This is a genomic window from Rhodanobacter sp. Root179, assembly GCF_001428465.1.
Lineage (GTDB): Bacteria > Pseudomonadota > Gammaproteobacteria > Xanthomonadales > Rhodanobacteraceae > Rhodanobacter.
The window spans coordinates 83,209-107,988 of sequence record NZ_LMHR01000083.1 but is presented as its reverse complement, the minus strand read 5'-3'; the positions used below and the strand labels follow the sequence as shown (position 1 = coordinate 107,988).

At 66.8% G+C, this 24,780-nt stretch carries 25 protein-coding genes and 1 pseudogene; 15 read left to right on the top strand and 11 right to left on the bottom strand.

Features of this window, described 5'->3' with window-relative positions; translation table 11 throughout:
- Positions 1-16: 16 nt before the first annotated feature.
- The 6 genes from ASD82_RS17785 (at position 17) to ASD82_RS12550 (ending at position 5,046) form a co-directional block, all read left to right on the top strand.
- A complete protein-coding gene (locus tag ASD82_RS17785; RefSeq protein ID WP_157599262.1) occupies positions 17-460 on the top strand; it encodes a hypothetical protein in 444 nt (147 codons plus the stop codon).
- Between the two features lie 207 nt (positions 461-667).
- Positions 668-1,078, top strand: a complete 411-nt coding sequence (locus tag ASD82_RS12570; RefSeq protein ID WP_056718165.1) for a hypothetical protein — start codon at positions 668-670, stop codon at positions 1,076-1,078.
- A 405-nt stretch (positions 1,079-1,483) separates the two neighbouring features.
- On the top strand, positions 1,484-1,798 hold the full coding sequence (locus ASD82_RS12565) for a hypothetical protein (RefSeq protein WP_157599261.1): 315 nt from the start codon (positions 1,484-1,486) through the stop codon (positions 1,796-1,798).
- Positions 1,799-2,439: 641 nt separating this feature from the next.
- On the top strand, positions 2,440-2,865 hold the full coding sequence (locus ASD82_RS12560; protein WP_056718163.1) for a GFA family protein: 426 nt from the start codon (positions 2,440-2,442) through the stop codon (positions 2,863-2,865).
- Between the two features lie 90 nt (positions 2,866-2,955).
- The gene (locus ASD82_RS12555) at positions 2,956-3,318 is read left to right on the top strand and encodes a UBP-type zinc finger domain-containing protein (protein ID WP_056718162.1); all 363 of its coding nucleotides are present in this window, start codon (positions 2,956-2,958) and stop codon (positions 3,316-3,318) included.
- Between the two features lie 105 nt (positions 3,319-3,423).
- Positions 3,424-5,046, top strand: a complete 1,623-nt coding sequence (locus tag ASD82_RS12550; protein WP_056718161.1) for a cyclic nucleotide-binding domain-containing thioredoxin-disulfide reductase — start codon at positions 3,424-3,426, stop codon at positions 5,044-5,046.
- A 19-nt stretch (positions 5,047-5,065) separates the two neighbouring features.
- On the opposite strand, the gene ASD82_RS12545 is transcribed toward ASD82_RS12550, so the two are convergent.
- The 4 genes and pseudogenes from ASD82_RS12545 to ASD82_RS12530 all read right to left on the bottom strand — a co-directional run bounded on the left by ASD82_RS12545 (position 5,066) and on the right by ASD82_RS12530 (position 8,407).
- A complete protein-coding gene (locus ASD82_RS12545; protein ID WP_056718160.1) occupies positions 5,066-6,373 on the bottom strand; it encodes a hypothetical protein in 1,308 nt (435 codons plus the stop codon).
- 10 nt (positions 6,374-6,383) lie between these two features.
- The gene (locus tag ASD82_RS12540) at positions 6,384-6,800 is read right to left on the bottom strand and encodes a VOC family protein (protein WP_056718159.1); all 417 of its coding nucleotides are present in this window, start codon (positions 6,798-6,800) and stop codon (positions 6,384-6,386) included.
- 125 nt (positions 6,801-6,925) lie between these two features.
- Positions 6,926-7,081 (bottom strand): annotated as a pseudogene (locus tag ASD82_RS17955) (HupB); the annotation flags it as partial.
- Between the two features lie 102 nt (positions 7,082-7,183).
- On the bottom strand, positions 7,184-8,407 hold the full coding sequence (locus ASD82_RS12530) for a serine hydrolase (RefSeq protein ID WP_056718158.1): 1,224 nt from the start codon (positions 8,405-8,407) through the stop codon (positions 7,184-7,186).
- 98 nt (positions 8,408-8,505) lie between these two features.
- On the opposite strand from ASD82_RS12530, the gene ggt reads away from it, so the two are divergent.
- The 3 genes from ggt to ASD82_RS12515 all read left to right on the top strand — a co-directional run bounded on the left by ggt (position 8,506) and on the right by ASD82_RS12515 (position 11,987).
- A complete protein-coding gene (gene ggt, locus ASD82_RS12525; RefSeq protein WP_056718157.1) occupies positions 8,506-10,320 on the top strand; it encodes a gamma-glutamyltransferase in 1,815 nt (604 codons plus the stop codon).
- Positions 10,321-10,445: 125 nt separating this feature from the next.
- Positions 10,446-11,738: a phospholipase D-like domain-containing protein gene (locus ASD82_RS12520; protein WP_082585330.1), complete on the top strand. Its 1,293-nt coding sequence runs from the start codon at positions 10,446-10,448 to the stop codon at positions 11,736-11,738.
- A 48-nt stretch (positions 11,739-11,786) separates the two neighbouring features.
- The gene (locus tag ASD82_RS12515; protein WP_056718156.1) at positions 11,787-11,987 is read left to right on the top strand and encodes a hypothetical protein; all 201 of its coding nucleotides are present in this window, start codon (positions 11,787-11,789) and stop codon (positions 11,985-11,987) included.
- Between the two features lie 137 nt (positions 11,988-12,124).
- Here ASD82_RS12515 and ASD82_RS12510 read toward each other — a convergent pair whose 3' ends face one another.
- Positions 12,125-12,673, bottom strand: coding sequence for a hypothetical protein (locus ASD82_RS12510; protein WP_056718155.1), 549 nt, complete (start codon positions 12,671-12,673; stop codon positions 12,125-12,127).
- A gap of 317 nt (positions 12,674-12,990) precedes the next feature.
- Here ASD82_RS12510 and ASD82_RS12505 point away from each other — a divergent pair, with 317 nt between their 5' ends.
- Together ASD82_RS12505 and ASD82_RS12500 are read left to right on the top strand one after the other, a co-directional pair.
- The gene (locus tag ASD82_RS12505; RefSeq protein ID WP_056718154.1) at positions 12,991-13,710 is read left to right on the top strand and encodes an SGNH/GDSL hydrolase family protein; all 720 of its coding nucleotides are present in this window, start codon (positions 12,991-12,993) and stop codon (positions 13,708-13,710) included.
- Between the two features lie 72 nt (positions 13,711-13,782).
- Positions 13,783-14,322, top strand: a complete 540-nt coding sequence (locus ASD82_RS12500; protein ID WP_056718153.1) for a DinB family protein — start codon at positions 13,783-13,785, stop codon at positions 14,320-14,322.
- A 39-nt stretch (positions 14,323-14,361) separates the two neighbouring features.
- Here the strand turns inward: ASD82_RS12500 and ASD82_RS12495 are convergent, their stop codons facing one another.
- Positions 14,362-14,703 (bottom strand): cupin domain-containing protein, encoded by a 342-nt coding sequence (locus tag ASD82_RS12495; protein ID WP_056718152.1) that lies wholly within the window; start codon positions 14,701-14,703, stop codon positions 14,362-14,364.
- A gap of 77 nt (positions 14,704-14,780) precedes the next feature.
- Positions 14,781-16,886 (bottom strand): catalase, encoded by a 2,106-nt coding sequence (locus tag ASD82_RS12490; RefSeq protein WP_056718176.1) that lies wholly within the window; start codon positions 16,884-16,886, stop codon positions 14,781-14,783.
- A gap of 174 nt (positions 16,887-17,060) precedes the next feature.
- On the opposite strand from ASD82_RS12490, the gene ASD82_RS12485 reads away from it, so the two are divergent.
- Complete coding sequence (locus ASD82_RS12485) at positions 17,061-18,050, top strand: mechanosensitive ion channel family protein (RefSeq protein ID WP_056718151.1); 990 nt, start codon at positions 17,061-17,063, stop codon at positions 18,048-18,050.
- A gap of 9 nt (positions 18,051-18,059) precedes the next feature.
- Here ASD82_RS12485 and ASD82_RS12480 read toward each other — a convergent pair whose 3' ends face one another.
- The 3 genes from ASD82_RS12480 to ASD82_RS12470 all read right to left on the bottom strand — a co-directional run bounded on the left by ASD82_RS12480 (position 18,060) and on the right by ASD82_RS12470 (position 20,393).
- Positions 18,060-18,404: a helix-turn-helix domain-containing protein gene (locus ASD82_RS12480; protein WP_235580706.1), complete on the bottom strand. Its 345-nt coding sequence runs from the start codon at positions 18,402-18,404 to the stop codon at positions 18,060-18,062.
- Positions 18,394-18,885 carry an SRPBCC family protein gene (locus tag ASD82_RS12475; protein WP_056718149.1) on the bottom strand — a complete coding sequence of 164 codons (492 nt, stop codon included), beginning with the start codon at positions 18,883-18,885 and terminating at the stop codon, positions 18,394-18,396. Before ASD82_RS12475 ends, ASD82_RS12480 begins: the two co-directional genes overlap by 11 nt.
- Positions 18,886-18,998: 113 nt before the next feature.
- Positions 18,999-20,393 (bottom strand): Hsp70 family protein, encoded by a 1,395-nt coding sequence (locus tag ASD82_RS12470; RefSeq protein WP_056718148.1) that lies wholly within the window; start codon positions 20,391-20,393, stop codon positions 18,999-19,001.
- 179 nt (positions 20,394-20,572) lie between these two features.
- Here ASD82_RS12470 and ASD82_RS12465 point away from each other — a divergent pair, with 179 nt between their 5' ends.
- Complete coding sequence (locus ASD82_RS12465) at positions 20,573-21,592, top strand: hypothetical protein (protein WP_056718147.1); 1,020 nt, start codon at positions 20,573-20,575, stop codon at positions 21,590-21,592.
- A gap of 52 nt (positions 21,593-21,644) precedes the next feature.
- Here the strand turns inward: ASD82_RS12465 and ASD82_RS12460 are convergent, their stop codons facing one another.
- Entirely contained in the window at positions 21,645-22,085 is a 441-nt protein-coding gene (locus tag ASD82_RS12460) for a CHRD domain-containing protein (RefSeq protein WP_056718146.1), read from the bottom strand.
- Between the two features lie 251 nt (positions 22,086-22,336).
- Between ASD82_RS12460 and ASD82_RS12455 the strand changes: the two genes are divergently transcribed.
- Both ASD82_RS12455 and ASD82_RS12450 read left to right on the top strand, forming a co-directional pair.
- Complete coding sequence (locus ASD82_RS12455; protein WP_056718145.1) at positions 22,337-24,100, top strand: diguanylate cyclase; 1,764 nt, start codon at positions 22,337-22,339, stop codon at positions 24,098-24,100.
- Between the two features lie 157 nt (positions 24,101-24,257).
- On the top strand, positions 24,258-24,773 hold the full coding sequence (locus ASD82_RS12450) for a DUF3016 domain-containing protein (protein ID WP_056718144.1): 516 nt from the start codon (positions 24,258-24,260) through the stop codon (positions 24,771-24,773).
- Positions 24,774-24,780: the final 7 nt, after the last annotated feature.

Genomic DNA, 24,780 nt, shown 5'->3' with positions numbered 1-24,780 from the left:
TCGGGTGGCGGGTGTCATGTTAGCTGTCAACAAAAGAATCCACGTAGCATCCATCGCCAATGCGCTATTCGTCATCTCGCTGGTCTTGCCGGCGTCCGTCTGGGATGACTACCCAACAGATCGCTTCCTGTTCGGGTTTGAGATCCTGCTGAAAGGTTGGGCCGGCCCGCTGACCGGCGATTTCGCCTGGTATGCCAACCCCATTTTCCTTTATGTTTCCTGCAGCCTCTGGCGACGCAAGAATATTCGCGCCCGCCGGTTTTGGGCGGCACTCCTTGTGGTGGCCGCTACTTCAGTGCTTGTTCCTGGACTGCATGCGTACTCCTGGCTCCTGTCTCAGTCACAAGTGGTACTTGTCGGCGCGTACGTGTGGGGCTGCAGCATGCTGCTTGCGGCAATTGCAGCTATTGCCTTGCCCCGGATTCCATCCAGGCCGACGCCGCGTCATGGCGAGGCATGATTTCAGTCGTCAAGCCACATCCATTCCGATGAGGTCGCGGAGCATGATGGTCGCTGTCGTGTGGGGATAGAGGTGACGAAGATAATTGAATCGACGCATTTAACTCCGCCCCGATGTCACCGCGCAGGCGGGAGTGTATAAAGGTGAATTGGAATGTGTCGCGCCTCAGCGTTCTCTGCATTTCAATGCCAAGCCTTTGCCAAACGGATGTCGACGAAAATCACACAAGCCAACAAGGAGATTGAAATGGCAGTGATCTGGGGCGAGAAGATAGGCGGAAAGCACGGTTCGATGACGGCGGAAGACATTGCCGCATTCATCACTTCCAAGGTCGGGGGCGGATCGCCCGCCTGGAAGGCAAGTCTTCTGACGGCGGCGGGCAACGTGCTCGGCCACGACGGGCGCGGTAATGGCTCGGTCGTTCGGCACAACGGCAAAAGCATTCGGCATATCACCACGGGCAAGGGCGCCGGCCACGTCACCCTGTTCTTCACGCTCGAGCCCGGTGAGGTCGGCAGCGTGATCGGAGTGGGCTCGCACCACGACGAGAAGGGCGCCTCGTACGATATCGACTGGCACACACCCGGATGGGTTGTCGGCAAGCGGGTGAATTTGTAGGCCGCAGGGCCAGGGGCGCTTGACGGGCAGTGGATCAGCTTCATCAAGCCGCATGCGGCAAGTGAATCTGGCCCTTGTGCTCTTCTGTCGAGATACGGCGACCGCGCTCGCCAGAACTTTACGCTTCCATGCCGCCTTGGCCGGCGTTTCGCTCAGGGATCAAGCCGTGGCGCCGAAGGATGTGCGTGATGCTGCTGGGCACCGGCACATCGACGTGGCCACGATCCAACAACACGTAGTACAGCTTGCGCCAACCCCGGCAAGGATGGGCTCGTCGCAGTTCGACGAGTGCCTGCTTGATGCCTGCATCAGTCCAGTGCCTGAGGTCGCCAGGACTTTTTGCGCGAGAGCAGGCACGATTGCCCGGCGCCAATCGGGTGCCGATGCAACAAGGCAGGGAGAGGCATGTCGATCGGATGGACAGTGCTGGGAACGTTAGGCCAGCTGATGCTGGCCCACGTCCTGTTCATGCTGGTGGCTTTCTCCGCCGGTGGCCTGGCCAACGGTGGCCAATTTCGCCGGGTTCAGATGAAGATCCTGGATCTGTCGTTGTTCGCGCTGCCGGGTAGTTGCGTGCTGAGTGCGGCAATCGTGTTGTATCTGCACTGGCGTGGCGGCAGCGCGCTGTCGTATGGGTGGTACGGCCTTCCGCTGGCGGCGACGGCGCTGTATCTGACTTATTTGCATCTCCTGATCCGTCAGTCGAGGCGTGGTCAGTAAGGAGGCGCGGCCAGAGGGATCAGCGACATTGCCTGACCGGTGGCAAGGGCTTCCACCGATGACCGGGTGTGACTCCGGTGGAGAAGATGGGATGCTCTCAACGTTTCGGCCTTGCCGGATAGCCCCCATGCCCCGTTTCCTGTGGATCTTCTTCGCGCTGGACGTGCTCGGCTCTGGCGCCGCGATAGGGTTGTTCAAAAGGGGCGACTGCCTTCGCGGATCAGCGACTTCCTCTGTACCCACAAGCTCATTACACCCGTCATCGTGGCCTTGGTCGCTCGCTTCATCGCCCTGACAAGCGCGGCGTTCTGGTGGGCACTTGGGGCGGCGATCGTGCTGAGCTGGCTTTACGTGATCTTTGCGGTGACGACCGCAGGTCCGTTTCTGGTCGAGGGAAACGAGGGCAACGTCATGTAAGCGATTCCCATCGTGTGGGGCGCCGCCGCCTCCATCGTGACCGCTGCTTTTCGTGCTCACCTGTTGATCCTCCTGTTTCACTGAAGTCCGATCGTCGTCTGTTCGAGCCTGCGCATCGCGCCGTCGGGCTCGTCGGCGCAGTTCGTGTCGGGTCAGTTTCCGTGGCCTGATGGCGATTGCCCGTGACATCATTCGCCTCCCACCCATGTATTCGAGAGGCTCCCATGAAGGTTCCGTTCTCGGGCGGCTGCGCCTGCGGCAGCATCCGCTACGCGTGTTCCAGCGAGCCGCTGGCCATGCTGAACTGCCATTGCCGCGATTGTCAGCAATCGAGCGGCGCACCGTTTGCCTCGGGCGTGGTGGTGCCGAGGGCGTCCGTCGACATCACGGGCTCGCCGCAGGAATATGCGGTTAGCGTATCCAGTGGTCTCCTGGTCACGCGGAGCTTTTGCGCCACCTGCGGCAGCCCCTTGTTCACCATGGGTGAGGCGAGGCCGGATTTCATGTCCATCCGCTTCAGCAGCCTGGACGACACCAGTGGCTTCCAGCCGGCACTGGACATCTGGACGTCCAGCGCGCCATCGTGGGTTTGCCTGGATGAAGCCCTGCCGCACTTTGCGCAGTCACCGTCCACGCAGAAGCAGGCGTAGCACGACCGCACTCACCGAACCGTTCTTCCGGACACGACCGCGTCGACTCTGCGACGTTTTCGGGGGACGACCCGAGCCGAGGAATCCACCATGACGCATGATCCGCACGGCAGTGACGATATCGATCCCGCGGTGGCGCCTTCGGGCACCGGTTGCGTGGAATGTCTGCAGGCTGGCCAGTGGTGGTTCCATCTTCGCCGATGCGCCACGTGCGGACATGTCGGCTGTTGCGACACGTCGCCCAATCAGCATGCGACCGCGCATTTCCGCGAGACGGGCCACCCGATCATCACCAGCTTCGAGCCCGGCGAGGACTGGTTCTACGACTACCGCAGCGGTGCCACCTTCAACGGCCCGACGTTGCGCGCACCGCACATGCACCCACTCGATCAGCCGGTGCCCGGTCCCGCGGAACAGGTGCCGCGGAACTGGATGGACCTGCTCAACGACTGACGCGGGCCATCGCCGGAGTTCGCCCGGATGGCATGATCCGCCGGACGTGACTTCCCGGAGCCACCCGCGCAGGGTGGCCGACCCGCCCACCGCAAGGACAGGACCATGGAATCGATCGGCGCCAACCTGAGCGAGATGCAGCGCACGCCGCTGGCACCCGCGCACGTCGCCGCATTGCGCGAGGCGGGCAGGCAGGTGAGCTACACGGCCGGCACGTACCTGGCGCGGCCCGGTCAGCTGGCCGATCGCTTCGTCTATGTCCTCGACGGCGAGATCGAGGTGGTCAACGCCTATACCGACGAGCGCCACCTGCCCTCGACGCTGGGGCCGACCCAGTTCATGGGCGAGATATCGTTCCTCAACGGCGGCAACGCCTCGATGGCGATGCGTGCCGTGCGCGACACCTCGGTGATCGAGGTGCCGCGCGCCACGATGCTGACCCTGATGTCGCGGATTCCCGAGATGTCGGACATCATCATCACGGTCTTTGCCGCGCGTCGCCGCCGGCAGATCGAGCAGCGGGACAGCACGCTGGTGCTGATCGGGGAGGAGCGCGACCGCGAGGTCCGCTGCATCGCCGAATTCGCCGACCGCAACCGCATTCCCTACGCCTCGCATGCACTGGGCAGCGCCGAGGCGGACGCGCTGGCCGCCACCTGTTCGCTGGCGCCGGGCCGGCCCGCGGTGATCTTCGGCCGCGACACGGTCATCGACGATCCCACGCCGGACAAGATCGCGCGCCTGCTCGGCCTCAACCTCGACCTGGTCGACGACGAGGATTTCGACGTGCTGATCGTGGGCGGCGGGCCGGCGGGCGTGGCCGCCGGTGTCTATGCCGGCGCCGAGGGGCTGTGCGCGCTGGTGACCGAGGACGTCGCCATCGGCGGTCAGGCCGGCACGTCCAGCCGGATCGAGAACTACATGGGTTTCCCCACCGGCATCTCCGGTGCCGACCTGGTGTGGCGCGGCCAGATCCAGGCGATGAAGTTCGGTACGCGTTTCGCCATGCCCCGCCGCGTGGCCCGGCTCGAAGCGCTGCCCGAGGGCGGCTTCTGCGCCACCTTCGACAACGGCAAGCGGGTCCGGGGCAAGGCGGTGGTGGTGGCGACCGGCGTGCAGTATCGCCGCCTGCCGATTCCGCGGCTGACCGAGTTCGAAGGCGCCGGCGTGTATTACGCCGCGACCGATATCGAGGCCCGCTACAGCAAGGGCACCGAGGCGATCATCATCGGCGGTGGCAATTCGGCCGGCCAGGCCGCGATGTTCCTCAGCCGCACGGCGAGCCGGGTGCGCCTGCTGGTGCGCGGCCAGTCACTGGCCGCGTCGATGTCGAGCTACCTGTCGAGCCGGCTCGAGGCCGAGCCCACGATCACCATCGAGTACGGCGCCGAAGTCGGCGCGCTGCACGGCGACGAGCAGCTCGAGGCGGTGACGATCCGTCATGCCGCCAGCGGCGCCGAAGAGACGGTGCCGAGCCGGGCGCTGTTCGTGATGGTCGGCGCCGCTCCCAATACCGGCTGGCTGGCGGACCTGGTCAGGCTCGACCAGCACGGCTTCGTGCTCACCGGCGCGGCGGTCGGCGCCAGCTCGCTGTTCGAGACTTCGCGGCCCGGCATCTTTGCCGTGGGCGACGTGCGCAGCGGATCGGTGAAGCGCGTGGCCTCGGCCGTCGGCGAGGGCTCGGTGGTGATCTCCCGGGTCTGGGCCTTCGTCGACGCTGGCGGCTGAACCGACCAGTCGAAACAGGTCACCCGACCGAATCGCTCAGTCCCGGATCCCTGTCCGGGGCGAGAGTGCGCACGATCAGGATGGCCAGGAGCGGGATGGCGATCGCGTAGACGTATTGCGTGCGTGACACACCGATGCCAAACGGAAACCAGATGCCGGGCACGTCAATCGGATCGAGCAGCTCGCCGCCGAACAGCCCGGCCATGATCGAGGCCAGCGTGACCAGCGCCAGGATTCGCATCGGGCCGTGGCGCACCATGCGCGCCGCGATGACGACGAACAGCGCGATCGCCCCGAGTCGAGTGCCGCTGGTCCAGCTCGCCGCATGCGTCATGGCGCCGACCGTCCCGGCAATCGCCAGCACGATGGCCAGCACATCGATGCTTCGCCACGGGCGCAGGCACCAGCGGTTCCAGGCCAGCAACCAGGCGGCGATCGTCGGCACCCACATCACCGACGCCAGCCACGCATAGGTGGTCAGGTCCTGCAGGTCGGTCCATGAAACGATTGCATTGTTGAGGCGCCTGGCTGCGGCAAGCGCCAGCGCAATGCTGGCGAAGATCAGGAAGCCCCTGCGCCGGCTGCGTGACCCGCAGGCCAGCGCCAGGCCGATGAGCGCCAGCATGGCGATCGGTTCGATCACGTCGACGATATAGCCGGCAATGGTTCGCTGCCATTGCACGCGGTGGAGTGCGGCGGCGATTGGCCGCGGTGCAAGGATGGGCGCGCTGTGCATGCCGCCGCCGGTGGCGCTGATCGCGGAAGCGGGAAGCATGTAGGTGCGGACCGCGAGCACGCCGCGAGTGCCCGCCGCATCGGCGGGAAGGGCAAACCGCAGCGGCCGCGTGCCGACGACGCGCGGGTCGGCGCCAAGCCTTCCCGAGCCGCCCAGCCGCTGGCCGTTCCAATACAGTTCGTAGCCGTCCTCGACGAGGGTGGGACCGAGGATGTCCCACGCCGCGCTGCCTGCCGGCACCGTCACCGCGCGTCGATACCAGGCGTAGCCGCGATAGCCGGGATGGCCGTGCGCCATCCAGCCGTCGACGTAATCGGGCAGGCCCACGTCGCCGTCGTGGCTGCCGGGCGGAGCGGTCGTGTCGATGACTTCCCACGCCGCATCGTCCGTATCGGGGTCGGCCCAGCGCGGATCGTCGCCAGTATGGAATCGCCAGCCGCCATCGAGCAGGGTCGCCGCTGCGCGCAGCGCCGGCGGATCAGAACGGCCGCCGCTGGCCAGGTCGGCGATCACCACGATGACTGCCATCAGCGTCGTCACGATGATGGCGACGATCGGTCTGCGTTGGGTCGCGTCCAACCATGGCGCCATGGAGCGGGACTCAGCCCTGTTCGGCAGCAGGCATCGCCGCCGGGTCCATCCACAGCGCCGCCCACATGTGGCCGTCAGGATCGGCGAGATCGCGCGTGTACATGAAGCCCATGTCCTCGGCCGGGTTCACGTCGGCCTGGCCGCCGTGGGCTGCCGCAGCTTCGTTCATCGCGTCCACCGCCTCGCGGCTGTCCAGCGCCAGCGAGAGCATCGAGTTGCAGCTTCCCGCCGGCGGGAACGGCCGATCGGTGAACGTGCGCCACTTGGCGTGGGTGATCACCATCACCTGGATCGCCTCGCTCCACACCATGCAGGCGCCGCTGTCGTCACTGAACTGCAGGTTCTGTTCGAACCCCAGCGCACGGTAGAAGTCGACCGAGGCCTTGAGGTCGGCGATCGGCAGGCTGATGAAGAGCTTCTTTGTCATGGCGGCATTCCCCGGGTGGCACGAAGTGTGGAGACTCTACGCTCGTGGAGCGTCGACTGTACGACGAACGACCCGCGGCCGAATCGACAAGCTCCGCGATGCGGCCAGGCATGCCCGGCGGCTCAGGACTTCTTGCCGCCGCCGTCCTGCTTGTTGACCGTGGCCCACGCGATGCGCTCGGCGGTCTTTTCCGACTTGCCCTCCTTCTTCTCGCTCTGCTTGATGTGCGCGGCTTCGCGTTTCTGCTTGTCGGTGTACGACGACTTGTCGCCCTTGGACATGACGCTGCTCCTTCACGGGATGGAGCAAAGCACGCTAGGCGGCGCCGGGTTAACGCGAGGTGGTCGATCGACGACGATGGCGTCAAGGCGTCGACGGAGGGTTCAGTGCGCGAGCGCCTCCTCCACCGCGCTGAACGCCGACTTCCCGCCGGTGCGCTCGTCCGGCATGCCGGTGGCGAACCACACCACGCCGGTGCCGCTCTTGCGATCGACCCACAGCCCGGCCTGCAGTCCGTAGGCGGAACCGGAGTGGCCGATGCGCGCCACGCCGTCGCCGAACGGGTCGTCACGGCAGCCCTGCACGGGCGTGGCCAGGGTCTGCACGGCCAGGCCGTAGCGACAGAAGAAGCCGGCGTCGGCATCGCCGGTATCTTCTTCGTAGGTCAGGCCGTTGCCGGCACGGTAGTGCCATTGCGGGGTGATCATCGCCTGCACGGAGGCGGGCTTGAGCAGGCGCCGGCCGTCGATGCTGCCGTTGCCCAGGAGCAGGCGGCCGATGCGGGCCAGGCCGTTGGCGGAAATGCGCAGGCCGCCCTGCGGCGAGAACAGCGCGCCGTTGTCGCCGGCCCGCCATTGCGACAGGTCGCAGCTGCCGTCGGCGGCCGGTGTCACCGGGCAATCGGGCTTGCGGCCGTGGTTGTCGTCCTTCACCGGCTTGCCGTCCGCGTCGTACAGCACCACGGCGCGTGCCGCGGTCGCCGCGTCGCAGCGGTCCCAGTTGAAACAGCCGTCGATGCCCAGCGGCTGCAGCACCAGGCGCTCCATCAGCTGGTCGAAGCGCTCGCCGGTGGCGCGCTCCATGATCTGCGCCACCAGCGGAAAATTGAGGTTGGTGTAGCGGAAGTAGGTGCCCGGCGCATGGCGGGTGTCCCACGCGTGCGGATCCTCGACGATGTCGCGCAGCTTTCCGCCCAGTGGCGTCTGCCAATAGCCGGCCGCGTCGGTGAGGCTGGAGCGGTGCGACAGCAGCAGGCGCAGGGTGATCGGCGCCTCCGGAAAAGCCGGATTGCGCAGGCGCCAGCCCAGCAGGTCAGAGGCGTCCGCATCCAGGTCGAGCTTGCCGGCCTCCACCAGTCGCATCACGCCCAGCGTGGTGACCAGCTTGGAGATCGAGGCGATGCGCACGGGATCGTCAGCGGTGAGCTTGCGGCCGGTGGACTTGTCGGCCAGTCCACGCACCCGCGTGGCGGTGATGCCGTCGCGATCGAAGGCCACGCGCACGCTGGCCACGGGTTCGCTGGTCGCGGGCTCGCTGGACGGGGGCCTGCCCGCGTGGGCATCGGCGCAGAGAAGAAGCAGCAGGCAGACGATCCAGCGCATGGTCATGATTCACTCGAGTCGGGAAGTTACCGAAAGATACTGCGGCTTTTCATGATGCGGGCGGGTGGGGCTATGCTGGATCGATCACTGCCGAGGATGAACCCATGCCCGATACGAACACGCCGCGCATCGATTGCAGCCCAGCCACTGCCGCCGGGGCGTTCCACCACCGCCGCTGGCCACGTCGCGCCCTGCTGGTGGCGATGCTGACGGCGTTCATCGCCCCGGCGCTGGCCCAGCAGGTCAATCCCGACGAGACCGGGCATGAGCCGGACAACACGCGCGAGGCCTTGCAGAACGCGAGGCCGGTGACCGCGAAGCATGCGATGGTGGTCAGCGCCCAGCACCTGGCCACGATGGTGGGCGTGGACATCCTCAAGCGCGGCGGCAATGCGGTGGACGCCGCGGTGGCGGTGGGTTTTGCCGAGGCCGTGGTGCATCCATGCTGCGGCAACATCGGCGGCGGCGGCTTCATGACCATCCATCTGAAGGATGGTCGCAACCTGTTCCTCAACTTCCGCGAGAAGGCGCCGGCGAAGGCCACGCCCACGATGTTCCAGGATGCCGCAGGCAACGTGGTCGAGGGCCGCAGCACGGACACCTATCTCGGCGTGGGCGTGCCCGGCACGGTGATGGGTTTCGACACCGCGTTGAAGGCCTACGGCACGATGTCGCTGAAGCAGGTCATCGCGCCGGCCATCAAGCTGGCCCGCGAGGGCTACATCCTCCAGCAGGGCGACGTCGACAGCCTGCGTTCCGGCAACGACGGCTTCGCGAAGCACGCCAACGTGGCGGCGATCTTCCTCAACCACGGCAAGCCGTTCAAGGTCGGCGAGCGGCTGGTGCAGAAGGACCTGGCGCATACGCTGGAGCTGATCGCGAACGGCGGCACCAAGGCATTCTACGAAGGGCCGATCGCCCGCGCCGTGGTCAAGGGCAGTGACGCCAACGGCGGCATCCTGTCGTTGCGCGACTTCGCCGATTACACCGCGCAGTGGGAAAAGCCGATCCAGTGCGAATACCACGGCTATACCGTGGTGTCGGCGCCACCGCCCAGCTCGGGCGGCACCACGCTGTGCCTGATCCTGCAGATCGTCAAGCCGTACCCGCTGGCCAAGTGGGGCTACGGTTCGGTGAACAGCGTGCACTACCTGGTCGAAGCCGAGCGTCGCGCGTTCGCCGATCGCAACACCTACCTCGGTGATCCGGCCTTCGTGCAGAACCCGATCGACACGCTGCTCTCGGACGCACACGCGGCGAAGCTTCGCGCGACCATCAAGCCGGACAAGGCCACGCCATCGTCCGAGATCACGGGCAGCCTCGGCGCACCCGAAGGCAACCACACCACGCACTATTCGGTGGTCGACAAGGACGGCAACGCCGTCTCCACCACGTACACCGTCAACTTCCTGTTCGGCAACAAGCAGATCGCCGGCGACACCGGTTTCTTCCTCAACGACGAGATGGACGACTTCACCGGCAAGCCGGGCGTGGCCAATGGCGCCGGCCTGGTGCAGGGCGTGATCAACCAGGTGGAACCGGGCAAGCGGCCGTTGAGCTCGATGACGCCGACCATCGTGCTGCGCGATGGCAAGCCGTTCATGCTTACCGGCAGCCCCGGCAGCGCCACCATCATCTCCTCGGTGCTGGGCAGCTTCCTCAACGTGGTCGACTTCGGCATGAACATGCAGCAGGCCGTCAACGCGCCGCGCCTGCACCAGCAGTGGTATCCCGACGTGGTCTACGCGGGACAGGGCCTGCTCACGCCCGAATCGCAGCAGACGCTGGAATCGATGGGCTATACGTTCAAGCAGTTCAGCGGCGGTGCGGTCGAGGCGATCCTGCTCAATCCGAAGACCGGCCTGCTGGAGGGCGCCAACGATCCGCGTCGGCCGGCGGGGCTGGCGGCGGGTTACTAGTGATTCGGCGATGCCTGAAACGGTGACCCGGCCCCGCTCGCGCTGAGCGTGGTCCACGCGCCTGCATCACGCTCCCGTTGCATCCTCGAAGGCAGGCTGGTGCCACTGCCGGATGAGGAGTCACGATGGTTTCAGTGGTGCGATGGCGGCGGCGTCTGCTGTGGCTGGGTCTGGGCGTGCTTGCCGCGTGTCTGGTGGGCATCGTGCTGCTCAACCTGTGGCCGCACACGCGCGGCCTGCAGCAGCGCACAGGCCACGTCAGTGCGGTGGAGAGCGCGCAGTTCCGGCGCGAGCTGGGTGCACTGCTGGGCACCGGCGTCAGCGCGGGCAATGCGGTGCAGGACTTCCAGAATGGCGCGGAGATCTTCCCCGCGATGCTGGCGTCGATTCACGCGGCCCGGCACAGCATCAATCTGGAAACCTACATCTACTGGTCCGGCAACGTCTCGAAGGAGTTCGTTGCCGCGCTGACGGAACGGGCGCGGGCGGGCGTGAAGGTGCGCGTGCTGGCCGACTGGGTCGGCTCCACCCGCATGAAGCAGGAGGTGATCGACGCGCTGCGCGCCGGCGGGGTGCGTTTCGAATACTTCCATCCACTGAGCTGGTACGCGATCGACCGCGTCAACAACCGCACCCACCGCAAGCTGATGGTGGTCGACGGAAAGGTGGCGTTCAATGGCGGCGTCGGCATCGCCGACGCATGGGACGGCGACGGCACCCAGCCCGATCACTGGCGCGACATGCAGTTCCGCGTGGAGGGCCCGGCGGCGGCGCAGATGCAGGCGATCTTCGGCAGCAACTGGCTCGCCACCACCGGCGAGGTCCTGCTTGGTCCGGACTACTACCCCGACATTGCCGTCGGCGGCGACCTCGCCGTGCAGGCTTACGCCAGCTCGCCCCAGGGTGGCAGCCAGAACATGCAGCTGATGTACCTGATGGCGATCAACGGCGCGCGGCGCAGCATCGACCTGGAATGCGCGTACTTCGTGCCCGACGAGCTCACCCTGACCGCGCTGCGCGATGCGCTGGCCAGGGGCGTGCGCGTGCGCCTGGTGGTGCCCGGACCCCACGTGGACAGCACGGTGGTGCGCGACGCCTCGCAGGCAAAGTGGGGCAGCATGCTGCAGGCCGGCGCGCGGATGTACCGCTACCAGCCGTCGCTGTTCCACAACAAGCTGATGGTGGTGGACGGCTATCTGACCATCGCCGGATCGGCCAACTTCGACAACCGTTCGTTCCAGCTCAACGACGAATCCAACATCGCCATCTACGACCATGCGTTTGCCGCGCACATGATCGAGGTGATCGAGCAGGACCTGACCCGCTCGCACGAACTGACCCTGCCGCAGTGGCGCGCACGGCCGTGGCGCCAGCGCGCCACGGATTGGCTGTCCTCGACCATGTCCGCGCAGCTGTAGCATCGATTGCCAGGGCGAGATCGAAACCACGACCCGGAGAACATGCCCATGCCGACGCAACCTGGTCCACGCGATTACGAGAACCTGGCCCGGGTGGCGCAGGGGCAGGCTGCCACCGTGGACAAGGCCGGCGCGGAACGGTTGATCGCGGCGGGTCTGGTCCTGCAGATGGAAGCGAGCGAAGTCGCCCCGGCCTCCTTGCAGCTGACCCCCGCGGGCCTGGCGCTGATCCGTTCCAGCGATCAATGAGCCGGCAGCACCCGCCGCGAAAGAGTCGGTGGATCGGGCGCGGCCAGGCGGATGAGACAGGACGCGACAACGAATGCATCGCGGTCGGTCCGCAACTTTTCGCAGCGCCCGCATGCGCCGCCGCCGCATCGCGCTGGCTAGATGCTGGCGTCGTAGGGCTTTCCGGCCCGGCAATTCTCGACCGCGCGTGTATCGATCTTCGCGTAGGGCCGCAGCGTCACCACCGACTGCACCATGCGGTCCTGGCTCTGCTGCACCTTGTCCAGCAGCTGGCAGAACTGCGGCGAGTGGACCATGGCTTCGGCCTGCCGGCCGACCTTTTCTCCCGCCTCGTCGCCCCGACCGATCAGCGATGCAAGGAGCACCCGGCTCATGGCGTGATCGGTGATCCGCGCGGTGCCGGACAGGGTCAGGTCAACCAGTTCGATCACGGCGGCGCGGTAGTCGCGGGTCAGCGCGCGTTGCCCGTCGGTCAGCGGCAGCTGATCCGTGCCGACCTTCACCGCGCCGGAAGCGTCGATGTGCGCTTCCGGCAGATTCTTCGCGTTCATGCTGACCGGGTCGCGCTGCAGCGAAGCGCGCTCGGCTTCGATATCCCGGGTGGCCACGCCGGAGCAGCCCGCGACGAGCAGGGCAAGCGCGGCCAGGGCAATGCCCGACGGGTGAAATCGTTTCGGTCGGTTCATCGGTGCATTCCTTCGACTGTCGGCCAGGCGTCTGTACCAGAAGCGCGTGTCGAAGCATTTACTCTAATCACGGCGTTCAATCGTGCACACCCGACTCTTGGCACACGGGCGGCGCGTCGTGCCTGGTGGCCGTGACGGCGCGCTTTTTGGTGGCTTCCCCCGAACGCTTCGGAAGCTTCTGCGATACTGCGCTTCGCATGTGCGTTCGACGACCCTGCAAGCGTCGCCGGACCGCCTGCTTTCGACATCGTCGCAGGTCATCGGCTTGGTGGAAGAAGATGTGGAAGGCTCAGCTCCTCTGCTCGGGAAACATCGCCATGAAAATCGCGTTCGTCGTCTGGCTTGGCGCCTTCGTCTGCTGCGGCTTCCCTGCCGACGCCAGCGCGACGCCTGCCGGCTCGGCCGCGCCTGCGCGACAGACGGTCCCGATCGCGATGTACGGCGACAGCACGATGCTGGGCACGACCCGGAAGAACGGCACGTACACGGTCACGCCGCGCAATGCGGTCAGCCAGCTCGATGCGATGCTCACGGCGGCCGGCTACAAGGTGAAGCTTTCCAATCACGGGGTGAACATGATCATCACCGACGACCTGCTCGATGGCACCCATGGCGTGCCGCGTTCGTGGGTCGCCGAGATGAAGTCGAGCAAGGCCGACATCGTGGTGATCAACACGGGGTTGAACGATGCCGCGCTTGCCCGCACCGGATGGGACGACATGGCCCATGTGAAAGCACGCTGGACGCAACTGGTGAAGATTGCCATCGCGCACGGAAAGACGGTCTTCGTCGAGACTCCCAACCCCTGCGCCGACGGCACCACCGACGCCATCGTCGCCAGGATCGCGGATGCGCAGGCGGCGATCGTGAGAGAGAATCCGGGTACCCACCTGATCGATCAGTACCACGAAATCCGGCGCGGCATGCCGACCTGGGCAGCCCACCTGCCGGACGGAATACACCCGGACGACACGCTTTACACGTTCAAGGCCGCGGTCGAGGCCCGGGCGCTGATTCCCGTGCTGCCTCCGCTTTAGCCACGCGGTGAATCAACGGATCCGCCCGAACAGCTACCCTCGTCTCCCCGTCCGCTTGTCACGAAGAAAACGATGTCCCTGAAATCCGATTTCGAACTGATGGCCCACTACAACCAGTGGATGAATGCGCGCCTGTATGCGGCGGCCGCGAACCTGGACGAGGCGGAACTGCGGGCGGATCGGGGCGCCTTCTTCGGCTCGATCCTGGCCACGCTGGCACACATCCTGGCGGCCGACATGCACTGGTTGAAACGCTTCGCCGGGGCGATGCCCGGACTCGCCTCGCTGGACCCGGTGCGCGCCGCGCCGCTGCCGCCGCTGGTCCGTGGCATCACGTTTCCCGACTTCGCCGCGCTGCGCGCCGATCGCGAGGCACTGGATGAGACCATCATCGCGTTCACCGCCGAAGCCACCGACGAGCTCTACGCGCAGCCGCTGAGCTATGCCAACAACGCCGGCGAAAGGCACGTCAAGACCAGCGCTCTGGTGCTGCGCCACGTGTTCAACCACCAGACCCATCATCGGGGCCAGGTCACCACCTTGTTCAGCCAGCTCGGCATCGACGTCGGCGTGACCGACCTCTCCGCGCTGATTCCGGAGTGCGCGGCCTGAGCCGGACAGCGTCACGGAACGCGAACAGCCCGCGTGACGTCAGGCCTCGCCCGCAGGCAGCGGATCGCCGTTGTCGGCATAGGCTGCGGGCGAATAGAAATTGACGGTGGACAGCGGCTGGTCTCCGGTAGCGCGGATCTCGTGGGCCTCGCCACGCTCGATCACCAGCAACGTGCCGGCTCGCAGCGAATGCTGCTCGCCCTCTACGATGGCCGCGCCGCTCCCGGAAACCACGTAGAGCCACTGGTCAGCCCCGGCATGGCGGTTGCCGGGGCCGCCGGTGCTGCTTCCCGGTGCCAGCACCATCTGTGCGCCCTGCACCTCACGTACGGTGTCCGCCACCCCGAACCCGTCCTGCAGGGTCAGTCTCTTCAACTGCATAACGCACCTCTTCGAAGCATCGCGAAACCCGGACGCCAAGATCCGGCGTCGTGACCGGAACATGGTCGTTCACCGGCTCAGGAAAGCATGCGTACCTTCGGTTCGCGCGCCCATTGCCGGGTTCTGGCCAGGACGACGAAGTCGCGGGCGTTGGCCGCATCCACCACGCCGGCGTCGCGTTTCACGCCACCGGCCTTCAGCAGCAACTGTGCGCCGGCGTCGGCCGCGATGGCCTTCAGGTGCACAAAGGCGTCGCTGACAAAATCCCGCGCTGCGGACTCGGTGGTGAGCTGCCTGGCGGCGGCTTCACTCAACACGATCGCCACGGCGTCGAAAAAGACCGAAGGCGTACCGGCGAGCTGGCCATCGGCAGGCATCTTCCTGCCGTCGGACAGCGTGGCGCCGCCGACTTTCGGAGCCACGATCCTGACCGCCGCGCCGGCGGCAATGACGGCCTTGCGCAAGGCCTTGACGGTGGCAGCGTCGGAGCCGTCGTGGATCAGGATGCCGACCAGCCGCCCCTTCAGGGTGTCCTTCATCTTGCCGATGGTTTGCAGCGCCGGCGACAGGGGGAGGTCGACCGGCGCCACCCTGGCCGGCGGGGCGGGCGGCATCGGCGACAGCGCCAGGCCCGCGGCGACGCGGGCAGCGAGGTCTTCGTCGACGTGACGCAGGTGGCCGACCACGGCGGCCCGCACGTGCGGGGTCTCCACTCGGGACAGTTCGAACACGAAGGCACTGGCGACATGCGCCTGCTCGGGCTGGCTCTGCGAGCGATAGAAGCGCCGCGCCTGGCTGTAGTGGTCGGCAAACGACTCGGCGCGGATGCGCCCCTTGCGGCCGGGCTCGGCCGGTTCGGCCGCGTGCGGAAAGCCTCGGGGCGTTTCGCGGGGGCTGCTGTCGGAGAGCGAATTGGGTTCGTAGCTCACGCGGCCGGGCGGCGACTGCATCTGCATCTGCGCATCGCGCTGCAGGTTGGCGAACGGGCACTTCGGCGCGTTGATCGGCAGCTGGTGGAAGTTGGGCGTGCCCAGCCGCGACAGTTGCGTGTCAAGGTAGGAGAACAGCCGGCCCTGCAGCAGCGGGTCATCGGAGAAATCGATGCCGGGCACCAGGTGCGATGGACAGAACGCTACCTGCTCGGTCTCGGCGAAGAAGTTGTCCGGCCAGCGATCCAGCACCATGCGGCCGATGACGGTCAGCGGCACCAGTTCTTCCGGAATCAGCTTGGTGGCATCGAGATGGTCGAACGGGAAGGTGTCGGCCTGCTCCTGGGTGAACAGCTGCACCGCCAGTTCCCACTCGGGGAAGTCGCCGCGCTGGATGGCCTCGAACAGGTCGCGCCGGTGGTAGTCCGGATCGGCGCCGGTGATCTTGACGGTTTCGTCCCACACCGTGGACTGCACGCCCAGCTTCGGCCGCCAGTGGAACTTCACGAAGCTGCTGCTGCCGTCGGCGGCCAGCAGGCGGAAGCTGTGGATCATGAAGCCCTCGATCATGCGCAACGAGCGCGGGATGCCGCGATCGGACATCAGCCACGTCACGGCGTGCAGCGTTTCGGGCGTCAGCGAGACGAAATCCCAGAAGGTGTCATGCGCGCTGGCCGCCTGCGGATAGCCGCGATCCGGCTCCATCTTCAGCGCGTGCACCAGGTCCGGAAACTTCATCGCGTCCTGGATGAAGAACGGCGCGAAATTGATCCCGACCAGATCCCAGTTGCCCTCGCTGGTGTAGATCTTCGTCGCGATGCCACGCGCGTCGCGTGGCGTGTCGATCGAGCCGGCGCCGCCGGCCACGGTGGAGAAGCGGGTAAACAGCGGCGTCTTCCTGCCCACTTCGGTGAGGATCTTCGCAGTGGTGTACCTGCCCAGCGACCGGGTCAGTTCGAAGTAGCCATGCGCCGCCGAGCCGCGCGCGTGCACGATGCGTTCGGGGATGCGCTCGTGATCGAAGTGGGTGATCTTCTCGCGCAGGATGAAATCTTCCAGCAGGGTCGGGCCACGCGGTGAAGGGCGCAGCGAGTTCTGGTCGTCGCTGACCGGCACGCCCTGGTTGGTGCTCATGGGCGGATGCGCAGCGCCGGCAAGCTGGTGCAATTCGTCGGCGTTGCCACGCGTTTCGCTGGCGGTGGTCGCGGACGCCGGGATGCGTGAGCGCGAGGCGGGTTTTGCCCTGGTGGCCATGGCGTACTCCGATGCGGGGAAGGCCCCAGCCTGTGCCGGACGCAGTGAAGTGGTGGTGAGGCAGCCGGCCTCGCTCTCGCTGCCGAAGGTTGCCGCGGCGCCGTGCGACACGCGCTCGTCGACGCCGCGCATACGCATGCAGTGGCAGCGTGTGGCGGAGATCGGAAGGTACGCATGGGCAACGACGCCAGTACGAAATACGCGGCCGCAAGTCGCGGCCATGCGCTGTGGCTGGGGGCGTACGTGATCCTCCTGCTGGTGCTGGCGGCGATCTACTACGTGCTTCGGCTCGACCTGGTGCCACTGGCGCCGCGCTATCTTCCTCCGCTGCGCCGGATCGTGGTCGGCTTGATGGCGATCGTGCTGATCCTGGCGGTGGGGCGACTGATCCGTGCCAGGGCGATCGACCGGATCGAGAATGCGGTGACCCGCTACAACCTGCAGCGGATCGCGGGACTGGTGGTGTTCGTGCTGATCGCGCTGATCGTCGTGTCGATGCTGTTCGCGAATTGGTACGCGGCGGTGGCGTCACTGGGGCTGATATCGCTGGTGCTGGGTTTTGCACTGCAGACGCCGATCACCAGTTTCATCGGCTGGATCTACATCCTGGCGCGTCGGCCGTATCGGGTGGGCGATCGCATCAGCATCGGCGAAGCCACCGGCGACGTGATCGAGGTGACCTATCTGGACACCACGCTGTGGGAGGTGGGTGGGCCGTACGTGTCCAGCAGCCACCCCAGCGGACGGCTGGTCAAGTTTCCCAATGCCAACGTGCTGACCAGCGCCGTCTACAACTTTTCATGGGAAATGTTTCCCTACATCTGGGACGAGATATCGTTTCAGATCGCCTACGACAGCGACCTCGCCTTTGTCAGCGAGGTGATGCAGCAGGCGGCCGAAAGGGAACTGGGCGAGGCGATGATCCGGCGCGTGCGCACGTATCGCGACATCCTGGCCAGGACGCCGGTAGACGAGGTGGAGGTGAAGGAGCGGCCCACTGTGCTGTTCAGGGTCAATGCCAATACCTGGATCGACGCCCGGGTGCGCTACGTGGTGGATCCGAAACACGCCGGCAGCGTCAAGTCGCGCCTGCTTCTGGTGATGTTGCAGCAACTCAATACCCAGCCGGACCGCGTGCGCTTTCCCAGGGGCGACAACCGCTGAGCCGAGTCTTCAGTGCTCCACGAAGCGCTGCAGCCGCGACAGCGCGCCGGCCCATTCGGCGTTGATCGCATCCAGCGCCTTGCGCGCCTCGTCCAGCCGCGACGGTTCGAACGCCCACAGGCGCTCGCGACCGCGCCACAGGTCGTGGACCAGGCCGGCATCGGCCAGCACGGTCAGGTGCCTGGTGACGGCTTGGCGGGTGATGGTGGTGCCGACGGTGAGCTGGGCGATCGACATCGCGCTGCCGGCGCACAGCGTCGCAACCAGGCGCAGCCGCGTGGCATCGCCCAGCGCGGCGAAGATCGGCGCGCTCCTGGCCAGCGCCGCGGCTCGGCGGGCGCGGTCAGTGCGCATCGACATAGCGGGCGATGTTGCTCATCTGCATGGTCCAGCCACCCTCGTTCGCGCGCAGCGCGTCGGCGCGGCGTGCCGGCGGCAAGCGGTCGAAACCCGACTCGGTGAGTCGCAGCAAGGTGCCGTGCTCGACGACTTCAAGCTCGAAGGTGACCAGCGTGGTCGGCTCCTGCTCGTAGTCGGTGTCGTGGTCAACGGCGTAGGGATGCCAGCGCCAGGCGAACGCCCGCATCGGCTCGATGCGCTCGATCAGGAGCCTGAATGGCGTGCCGGCGTAGGGTTCCTGCAGCCTGGCCACCTCGGGGTCGACCTGGGTCGGCACGATCCTGCCGGTCACCGGCTGGCCCGCCACGAACGGCCCGTCGAAGGCCATGCCGAACCAGGCGCCGAGCGCGCCCGGGTCGACCAGCGCGTGCCACACGCGTTCCAGCGGTGCGTGCAGCAGGATCTGTTGCTCGATGCGATCGGTCGATGTGTTCATGGAACTTCCTCGATATCATGCAACGCGGAAGTTGCATGATGATCCGCGGCTTTCGTACATGCAACCTGAAAGTTGCATGTTGGCTTGTTCTGGGCGCTTCCGGATTGGCGCGGTTATCCGTCGAGTTCGCTCGCCGCCACGGCCAGGCCGGAGACCACGCCCAGCGACGGGTCGCCATGTACCAGCGGAATCTCCGGGAAGCAGGCCTGCACGCGGGTGCTGATCTGCGGCGAGCGCGAGGTGCCGCCGGTGAGGAAGATGCTGGCGGGCAGTTCGGTCAAGTCGCCGCGCACGCGTTCCAGCGTGCGTTCGAGCTGGCCCAGGAAGGGTTCGATGGCTGCGTCGAAATCTTCCCTGCCGGCATCGACCGCAAGACCGGGTTCGACGAAGTCCAGCTCGACACGATGGCCGGGTGTCCTGCTCAGGACGATCTTGGTGCGTTCGGCCAGCTGGTTGAGGCGCGTGGTGGCGCCGAGCTCCTGCAGGGCGCGCAGGCGCGTGCCGTAAGGCTCGTCTACCAGGCGATAGTCCTGCCGGCGGAACTCGCGCTGCTTGGGCAGGTTGTGCACGCTGGCCGCCTCGACGAACTGGTGCTGCGGGATGCGCACGCTGTCCTTGCCCAGCAGCGGCATGAAGCTGTGCAGGCTGAGGCTCACGTCGAGGTCGGTGCCGCCCTTGGGCAGGCCCCAGCTGCGCGCGATGCGCGGCGCCGCGCCGCCGCCGAGTTCGGCATGCGCCACGTCGGTGGTGCCGCCGCCGATGTCGACGATCAGTGCGTGCTGTCGCGCGTCGAGGCTCCGGTGATAGTGCATGGCTGCCGCGGCCGGCTCTTCCAGGAAGCTCACCTCGTCGAAACCGGCCACGCCGGCCGCTTCGCGCAGGATCTCGATCGCCTGCTGCGAACCCTGCGCACCCATCGAACTGCGGAACTCCACCGGACGGCCGATCACCGCGCCGCGCACCGGCACGCCGAACTGGCGGCTGGCGCATAGCCTGATGTGTTCGAGGATGTGCGTGGCGATGTGCACGATCACCTTGCGCACCTGCGGGTCCAGTCGATAGCCGAACATCGACTTGGGCGACTCGATCAGATTGCCGCCGCCGCTGTCCAGGTAGCCTTCCACCGCCTCTTCGCCGAACAGCGCGTGCTGGAAGCTGGCGACCGAGGCGGTGGCCTCGCGGGTCTGCTGCTCCATCCACTGCCGGCGCACCACGCGCAAGGCCTCGCGCTGCAGGTCGCCTTCGCCGCGCACCACCGGGGTCTGCCCGCGCGCGGCGGCAGCCGACGCCATCTCGCGCTGGCGGGTGCGCGCCAGGCGCAGCTCCACTTCCAGCTGCGCCTGCAGTTCGGGCGTCAGCTGGAAGTCCGCCGGGTCGGGCACCAGCTCGGGGAAATACACCGCGGTGCGGAACTGCTCGGTGTCGCCGAAGCGCACCAGCTGCAGTTCGCCGGCGATGATGGCGCCGGCCGCCGAATAGCTGGTGCCGAAGTCGATACCGATAAGCATGGAAGTCACGGGATGTCTGATCGCAACCGCGCAGTATGAGGCCGGGCGCTCGACAACCCAAACAGCGAACGTTGCGTGGACGGGGTCACGGCTTCCCGCCTTCCCGCCTTCCCGCTTGCCGGTCGGTGCTGCGCCTCGCCACAATGGCCGTCTCGCCATGGAGCGGTGCAGGTCACGCGATGTTGCAGCTGGTCAATCTTTTTCTGGTGATTTTCGGCGTGATCGCCGTGGGCAGCGGCCTGGTCTTGTGGCGCAACCAGCCGGTTTTGGCGCTGTTGCTGCTGGTGCTCGGCCTTGCGCTGATCGCCCTGGCGTACTTCAGTGACCGCGGACGCGAGCGGCGCGCGGAGCAGCGCAAGCGCGCCGCGATCCAGCAGCGCATCGACGAGTTCGCGCGCAGGCCGGCCGGTTCGTCGCAGACGCTGCAGGTGCATGGCGGACTCCGCTACGTCCTCGCCGGCTTGTTGCTGGCCCTGCTCGGCGTGGCGGTCGTGATCATGGCGTCGGCCGACGTCAGGCACGACGTGATCCCACTGATACTCGGCGTGCTGCTGGTGCCCACGGGCCTGCTGCTCCTGCTGCGTGCCCTGGCGGGCGTGGGACAGCCGGCGCTGGAACTGGACGGCGTCGGCTTTGCCACCCCGCTGACCGGGCGCATTCCCTGGCGCGAAGTGTCCGGCATCTGCCTGCGCACGGTGACGCAGCGCAACGGCAGTGAAAGCTTCTTCCTGATGTTTCGCGTGCAGCGGTTCGCGCGCGTGGCGCCGCGCATCCACTGGAGCGACCGTCTGCTCGCGGTGTTCCATCTCGGAGCCTTGGCCAGGGGCGTGGTCAACGTGGGCCTGCCGTCGAAAAAAGACCCGCCGGCGGCGGTCTACGCACTGGCCCGGCAGTTGTGGAAGCAGTCGACGGGCAACGATTACGAATGGAGCCCGTTGCAGTCGGACGCCTACAACGAGGCGATGAAGCGGGCCGGTGCCCTTGCCGCACGCCTGGACGAGCCGGGTGCGATGGAGGCCACGCTGGCCCATCCGGAGCAGATGGAACAGGCGATGGCGCAGATGAGTGCCGACATGGCCCTGATCGCCGCCGAGCACAGGCGCCAGGCGAAGAAGCAGCGCTGGATGCTGGCGCTGTTCCTGCCGCTGATCGTGTTGCTGATGGCGTGGCCGTGGATCATGCGCCTGTGGGCGCGCTAGGCCAGGCCAGCTGATTGCCGGGTCTCGCCCCGGCAATCACGGGTCCTGATGCCTACATCCCCGGCGACGGACTGACCGTCATCTGCGCGCGCGCCTCGCCTTTCGGGTGTGCCTTGGTGTGCAGGTTCACGTAGGTCAGTCCGTTGAGCAGGGCGGACTGGGTCGCGGCATCGATGGTCACGCTGTTGCTCATGCCGCTCTGGTACGGGCCGGGAATCAGCTTCATCACGCCCGCGGCCACGTCCGGACCGGCCGGACCGTGGAAGTGCGCGATGGTGACCGGTCCACTCAGACCCTGATAGTCGATCGTGTACCTGAGCTGGTGGGTCACCGTGTCCAGGGTGGCACTGACGTGCCCGCTGGGCTGGTTGGTGGCACCGTTCTCGCCGGCGAAATCGCCGCTGAGCGAGACGTCCTTCGCGGCGGCGGCGGTGGAGAACGCCAGCAGTGCGGCGGCGGCCAATGGCAGGATCTTGCGCAGTGTCTGATGCATGATCGGTTCCTCCGGTAGTCGTTGGTACGGACTGTGCCCGGCAGGACCGCCGGGCGGCTTGAGGCGATGTCTTCCATGGCGGTCGAAGCGCCGCCCACTGTGGTCCGCGGCGTGTGTACGTGGCGACAACGGATGTGCGACCGGGCCGGGCCGGGTCGGTCGTGCGCAAGCCACGCTGTACAGGCGAACGAATCACGGAACCTTGCTCTGCTCCGGTCGATACTCGCGCCAGGCCTTTTGAGAGAGATGGCATGCCCGCTCCGGTTCCTGCCGAGGAAGCGCAACGACTGGCCCGCCTGCACGCACTGTCCGTGCTGGATTCCGGGACCGAACCGCTGTTCGACGCACTGACCCGCAGCGCGGCCCTGGTCACCGGGGCGCCGATGGCGTTGCTTGCCCTGGTAGACGGGGAGCGGCCGTGGTTCAAGTCCCGCGTGGGGCTTGCCGGACTGGACAAGACGCCGCGCGCCAGCGACTTCAGCGAATACGCGATGCTGGCCGAGGGGCTGATGGAAGTGGTCGATGCGCGGGCCGATCCGCGCTTTGCCGACAATCCGCTGGTCACCGGCAGCCCGCACGTGCGCTTCCTTGCCGGTGCGCCACTGCAGCTCGGCGACGGCCTGCGGGTGGGCGCGTTGTGCGTGTTCGGTCGCGAACCGCGCTCGCTCGATGAAACGCAGCGCCAGGCCTTGCTGTCACTGGCGCTGGTCGCGAGCGAGGCGCTGGAGCTGCGCATGCTGGCGCTGGAGCGCCATCCCGCCGTGACCGGGTCTGCCCCGCCGGGCAGCGACGAGGCTGCCCGGCTTGCCCAGAAACTGCGCGCCAGCGAGGCCTTCCTCGATCGCACCGGTCGTCTTGCCGGAGTGGGTGGATGGCAGGTCGATCTGGGCACCGATGAAGTGCAGTGGACCGACGAGACCTGCCGCATCCACGAAGTGCCGGCCGGCTATCGACCCACCGTGCAGGAGGCGCTGGCGTTCTACCCGCCGAAGGCGCGCGAGGTGATTTTCGCGGCGATGACCAAGGGCACCGCCGATCGCACGGGCTGGGACCTGGAACTGCCGCTGGTGACCGCGACCGGCCGCAAGATCTGGGTGCGCACGATCGGCAGCATCGTGTTTGACGACGACGGCAAGCCGGTGCGTCTGGTCGGTGCCATCCAGGACGTGAGCATTCGCCGGCGCGTGGTCACCGCGCTGGAAGCCAGTGATCGCCGTTTCCGCAAACTGTTCGAGTACAGCCTGGGGTTGATCTGCACGCATGACTACGAAGGCGTGCTGCTGTCGGTGAATCCCGCTGCCGCGCGTTCGCTGGGCTACTCGATCGGCGAACTGCTGGGTCGCCCGTTGACCGACTTCATGCGGCCGGAGCGCCATGCGGCATTCCGTGCCTACCTGCTGCGCCTGTTCCGCAACGATCGCGACGAAGGCGTGCTGGAACTGGTGGCGAAGGACGGCACGCTGCGCATCTGGCAGTACCAGAACATGCTGGACGATGAGGACGAGGATCCCTACGTGCTGGGCCACGCCCAGGACATCACCGAACAGTATCAACAGGCGTTGAACCTGCACGAGATGTCGGTGCGCGACCCGCTGACCGGCTGCTACAACCGGCGCTTCCTCGACGATGTCGGCAGACGAAGCGCGCAGGGCCGCTGGGGTTGCGTCGTCATCGATCTGGATCACTTCAAGCAGGTCAACGACACCTACGGCCATCAGCGCGGCGACGAGGTGCTGGTGGCGATGGCGCATTTCCTGTCACGCCACGTCCGGCCCGGCGATGCCGTGATCAGGCTGGGCGGCGACGAGTTCATGGTGCTGCTGGGCGATGCCGCCGATGGTGCGGTCGAAGGCGTGGTGTCGCGCATCGAGCACGATCGCGCCGACGCGCCGATCGCGTTCACCCTGGGCTGGTCCACCTTCGGCCACGAGGTCACCCTGGATCAGGGCATGGCCGAGGCCGACCACCAGCTGTACCGCAAGCGCGAGGCGCGGGGGAAGGCGGGGCGGAACTGATCACTCTTCGACAAGCGCATCCGCCACGCCGCGGCATTGTGGAATCGACGGCTGTGTTCGTACTCTGCAGCAGTCGGCTGCGGTGAGTCCATGTCGCGCGGATCTATACTGCCAACCGATCGTCGGCCATCGCCTGGCCAGCCTCCGGAGAATCGCCATGAGGTTCTTTTCGTTGTCGCGCCTGTCGTGCCTTGTCCTGCTTGCCCTGTCCGCGATGGCCGCGCAGGCGGCGCAGCCACCGGACAACGTCAGCGTGCATTACCGCGACCCCGCGCACTTCACCGAGGCGAAGCGCAGCTTCGGAGTGAATGCGAACGATGCCGATGCGTACCTGAAGCCGCTCAAGGCTTACATAGCGCAGCGTGCGGCCCGCATCCTGGCGCCCGGCCAGCGGCTGGACGTCGAGGTGACCGACGTCGATCTTGCCGGAGAGTACGAGCCCTGGCGGGGGCCGGACTTCAACAACGTGCGCATCGTCAAGGACATCTACCCGCCGCGCATCGATCTGGACTTCACCTTGTACGGCGCCGACGGCAAGGTGCTGCGCAGCGGCAGCCGCAGCCTGCGTGACCTGGCCTTCCTGGCCCGCGCGAGCGCTGTCGACCAGGACAGCTTGCGCTACGAGAAGGCGCTGATCGACCGCTGGCTGCGCAAGGGTGCGGCGGGGCTCTGATTACGGG

What these genes read in the sequence shown, in the direction of transcription:
- ASD82_RS17785 (WP_157599262.1), top strand. Translation starts at nt 17, where the DNA reads ATGTTAGCTGTCAACAAAAGAATCCACGTAGCATCCATCGCCAATGCG.
- ASD82_RS12570 (WP_056718165.1), top strand. Translation starts at nt 668, where the DNA reads ATGTCGACGAAAATCACACAAGCCAACAAGGAGATTGAAATGGCAGTG.
- ASD82_RS12565 (WP_157599261.1), top strand. Translation starts at nt 1,484, where the DNA reads ATGTCGATCGGATGGACAGTGCTGGGAACGTTAGGCCAGCTGATGCTG.
- ASD82_RS12560 (WP_056718163.1), top strand. Translation starts at nt 2,440, where the DNA reads ATGAAGGTTCCGTTCTCGGGCGGCTGCGCCTGCGGCAGCATCCGCTAC.
- ASD82_RS12555 (WP_056718162.1), top strand. Translation starts at nt 2,956, where the DNA reads ATGACGCATGATCCGCACGGCAGTGACGATATCGATCCCGCGGTGGCG.
- ASD82_RS12550 (WP_056718161.1), top strand. Translation starts at nt 3,424, where the DNA reads ATGGAATCGATCGGCGCCAACCTGAGCGAGATGCAGCGCACGCCGCTG.
- ASD82_RS12545 (WP_056718160.1), bottom strand. Translation starts at nt 6,373, where the DNA reads ATGGCGCCATGGTTGGACGCGACCCAACGCAGACCGATCGTCGCCATC.
- ASD82_RS12540 (WP_056718159.1), bottom strand. Translation starts at nt 6,800, where the DNA reads ATGACAAAGAAGCTCTTCATCAGCCTGCCGATCGCCGACCTCAAGGCC.
- ASD82_RS12530 (WP_056718158.1), bottom strand. Translation starts at nt 8,407, where the DNA reads ATGACCATGCGCTGGATCGTCTGCCTGCTGCTTCTTCTCTGCGCCGAT.
- ggt (WP_056718157.1), top strand. Translation starts at nt 8,506, where the DNA reads ATGCCCGATACGAACACGCCGCGCATCGATTGCAGCCCAGCCACTGCC.
- ASD82_RS12520 (WP_082585330.1), top strand. Translation starts at nt 10,446, where the DNA reads ATGGTTTCAGTGGTGCGATGGCGGCGGCGTCTGCTGTGGCTGGGTCTG.
- ASD82_RS12515 (WP_056718156.1), top strand. Translation starts at nt 11,787, where the DNA reads ATGCCGACGCAACCTGGTCCACGCGATTACGAGAACCTGGCCCGGGTG.
- ASD82_RS12510 (WP_056718155.1), bottom strand. Translation starts at nt 12,673, where the DNA reads ATGAACCGACCGAAACGATTTCACCCGTCGGGCATTGCCCTGGCCGCG.
- ASD82_RS12505 (WP_056718154.1), top strand. Translation starts at nt 12,991, where the DNA reads ATGAAAATCGCGTTCGTCGTCTGGCTTGGCGCCTTCGTCTGCTGCGGC.
- ASD82_RS12500 (WP_056718153.1), top strand. Translation starts at nt 13,783, where the DNA reads ATGTCCCTGAAATCCGATTTCGAACTGATGGCCCACTACAACCAGTGG.
- ASD82_RS12495 (WP_056718152.1), bottom strand. Translation starts at nt 14,703, where the DNA reads ATGCAGTTGAAGAGACTGACCCTGCAGGACGGGTTCGGGGTGGCGGAC.
- ASD82_RS12490 (WP_056718176.1), bottom strand. Translation starts at nt 16,886, where the DNA reads ATGGCCACCAGGGCAAAACCCGCCTCGCGCTCACGCATCCCGGCGTCC.
- ASD82_RS12485 (WP_056718151.1), top strand. Translation starts at nt 17,061, where the DNA reads ATGGGCAACGACGCCAGTACGAAATACGCGGCCGCAAGTCGCGGCCAT.
- ASD82_RS12480 (WP_235580706.1), bottom strand. Translation starts at nt 18,404, where the DNA reads ATGCGCACTGACCGCGCCCGCCGAGCCGCGGCGCTGGCCAGGAGCGCG.
- ASD82_RS12475 (WP_056718149.1), bottom strand. Translation starts at nt 18,885, where the DNA reads ATGAACACATCGACCGATCGCATCGAGCAACAGATCCTGCTGCACGCA.
- ASD82_RS12470 (WP_056718148.1), bottom strand. Translation starts at nt 20,393, where the DNA reads ATGCTTATCGGTATCGACTTCGGCACCAGCTATTCGGCGGCCGGCGCC.
- ASD82_RS12465 (WP_056718147.1), top strand. Translation starts at nt 20,573, where the DNA reads ATGTTGCAGCTGGTCAATCTTTTTCTGGTGATTTTCGGCGTGATCGCC.
- ASD82_RS12460 (WP_056718146.1), bottom strand. Translation starts at nt 22,085, where the DNA reads ATGCATCAGACACTGCGCAAGATCCTGCCATTGGCCGCCGCCGCACTG.
- ASD82_RS12455 (WP_056718145.1), top strand. Translation starts at nt 22,337, where the DNA reads ATGCCCGCTCCGGTTCCTGCCGAGGAAGCGCAACGACTGGCCCGCCTG.
- ASD82_RS12450 (WP_056718144.1), top strand. Translation starts at nt 24,258, where the DNA reads ATGAGGTTCTTTTCGTTGTCGCGCCTGTCGTGCCTTGTCCTGCTTGCC.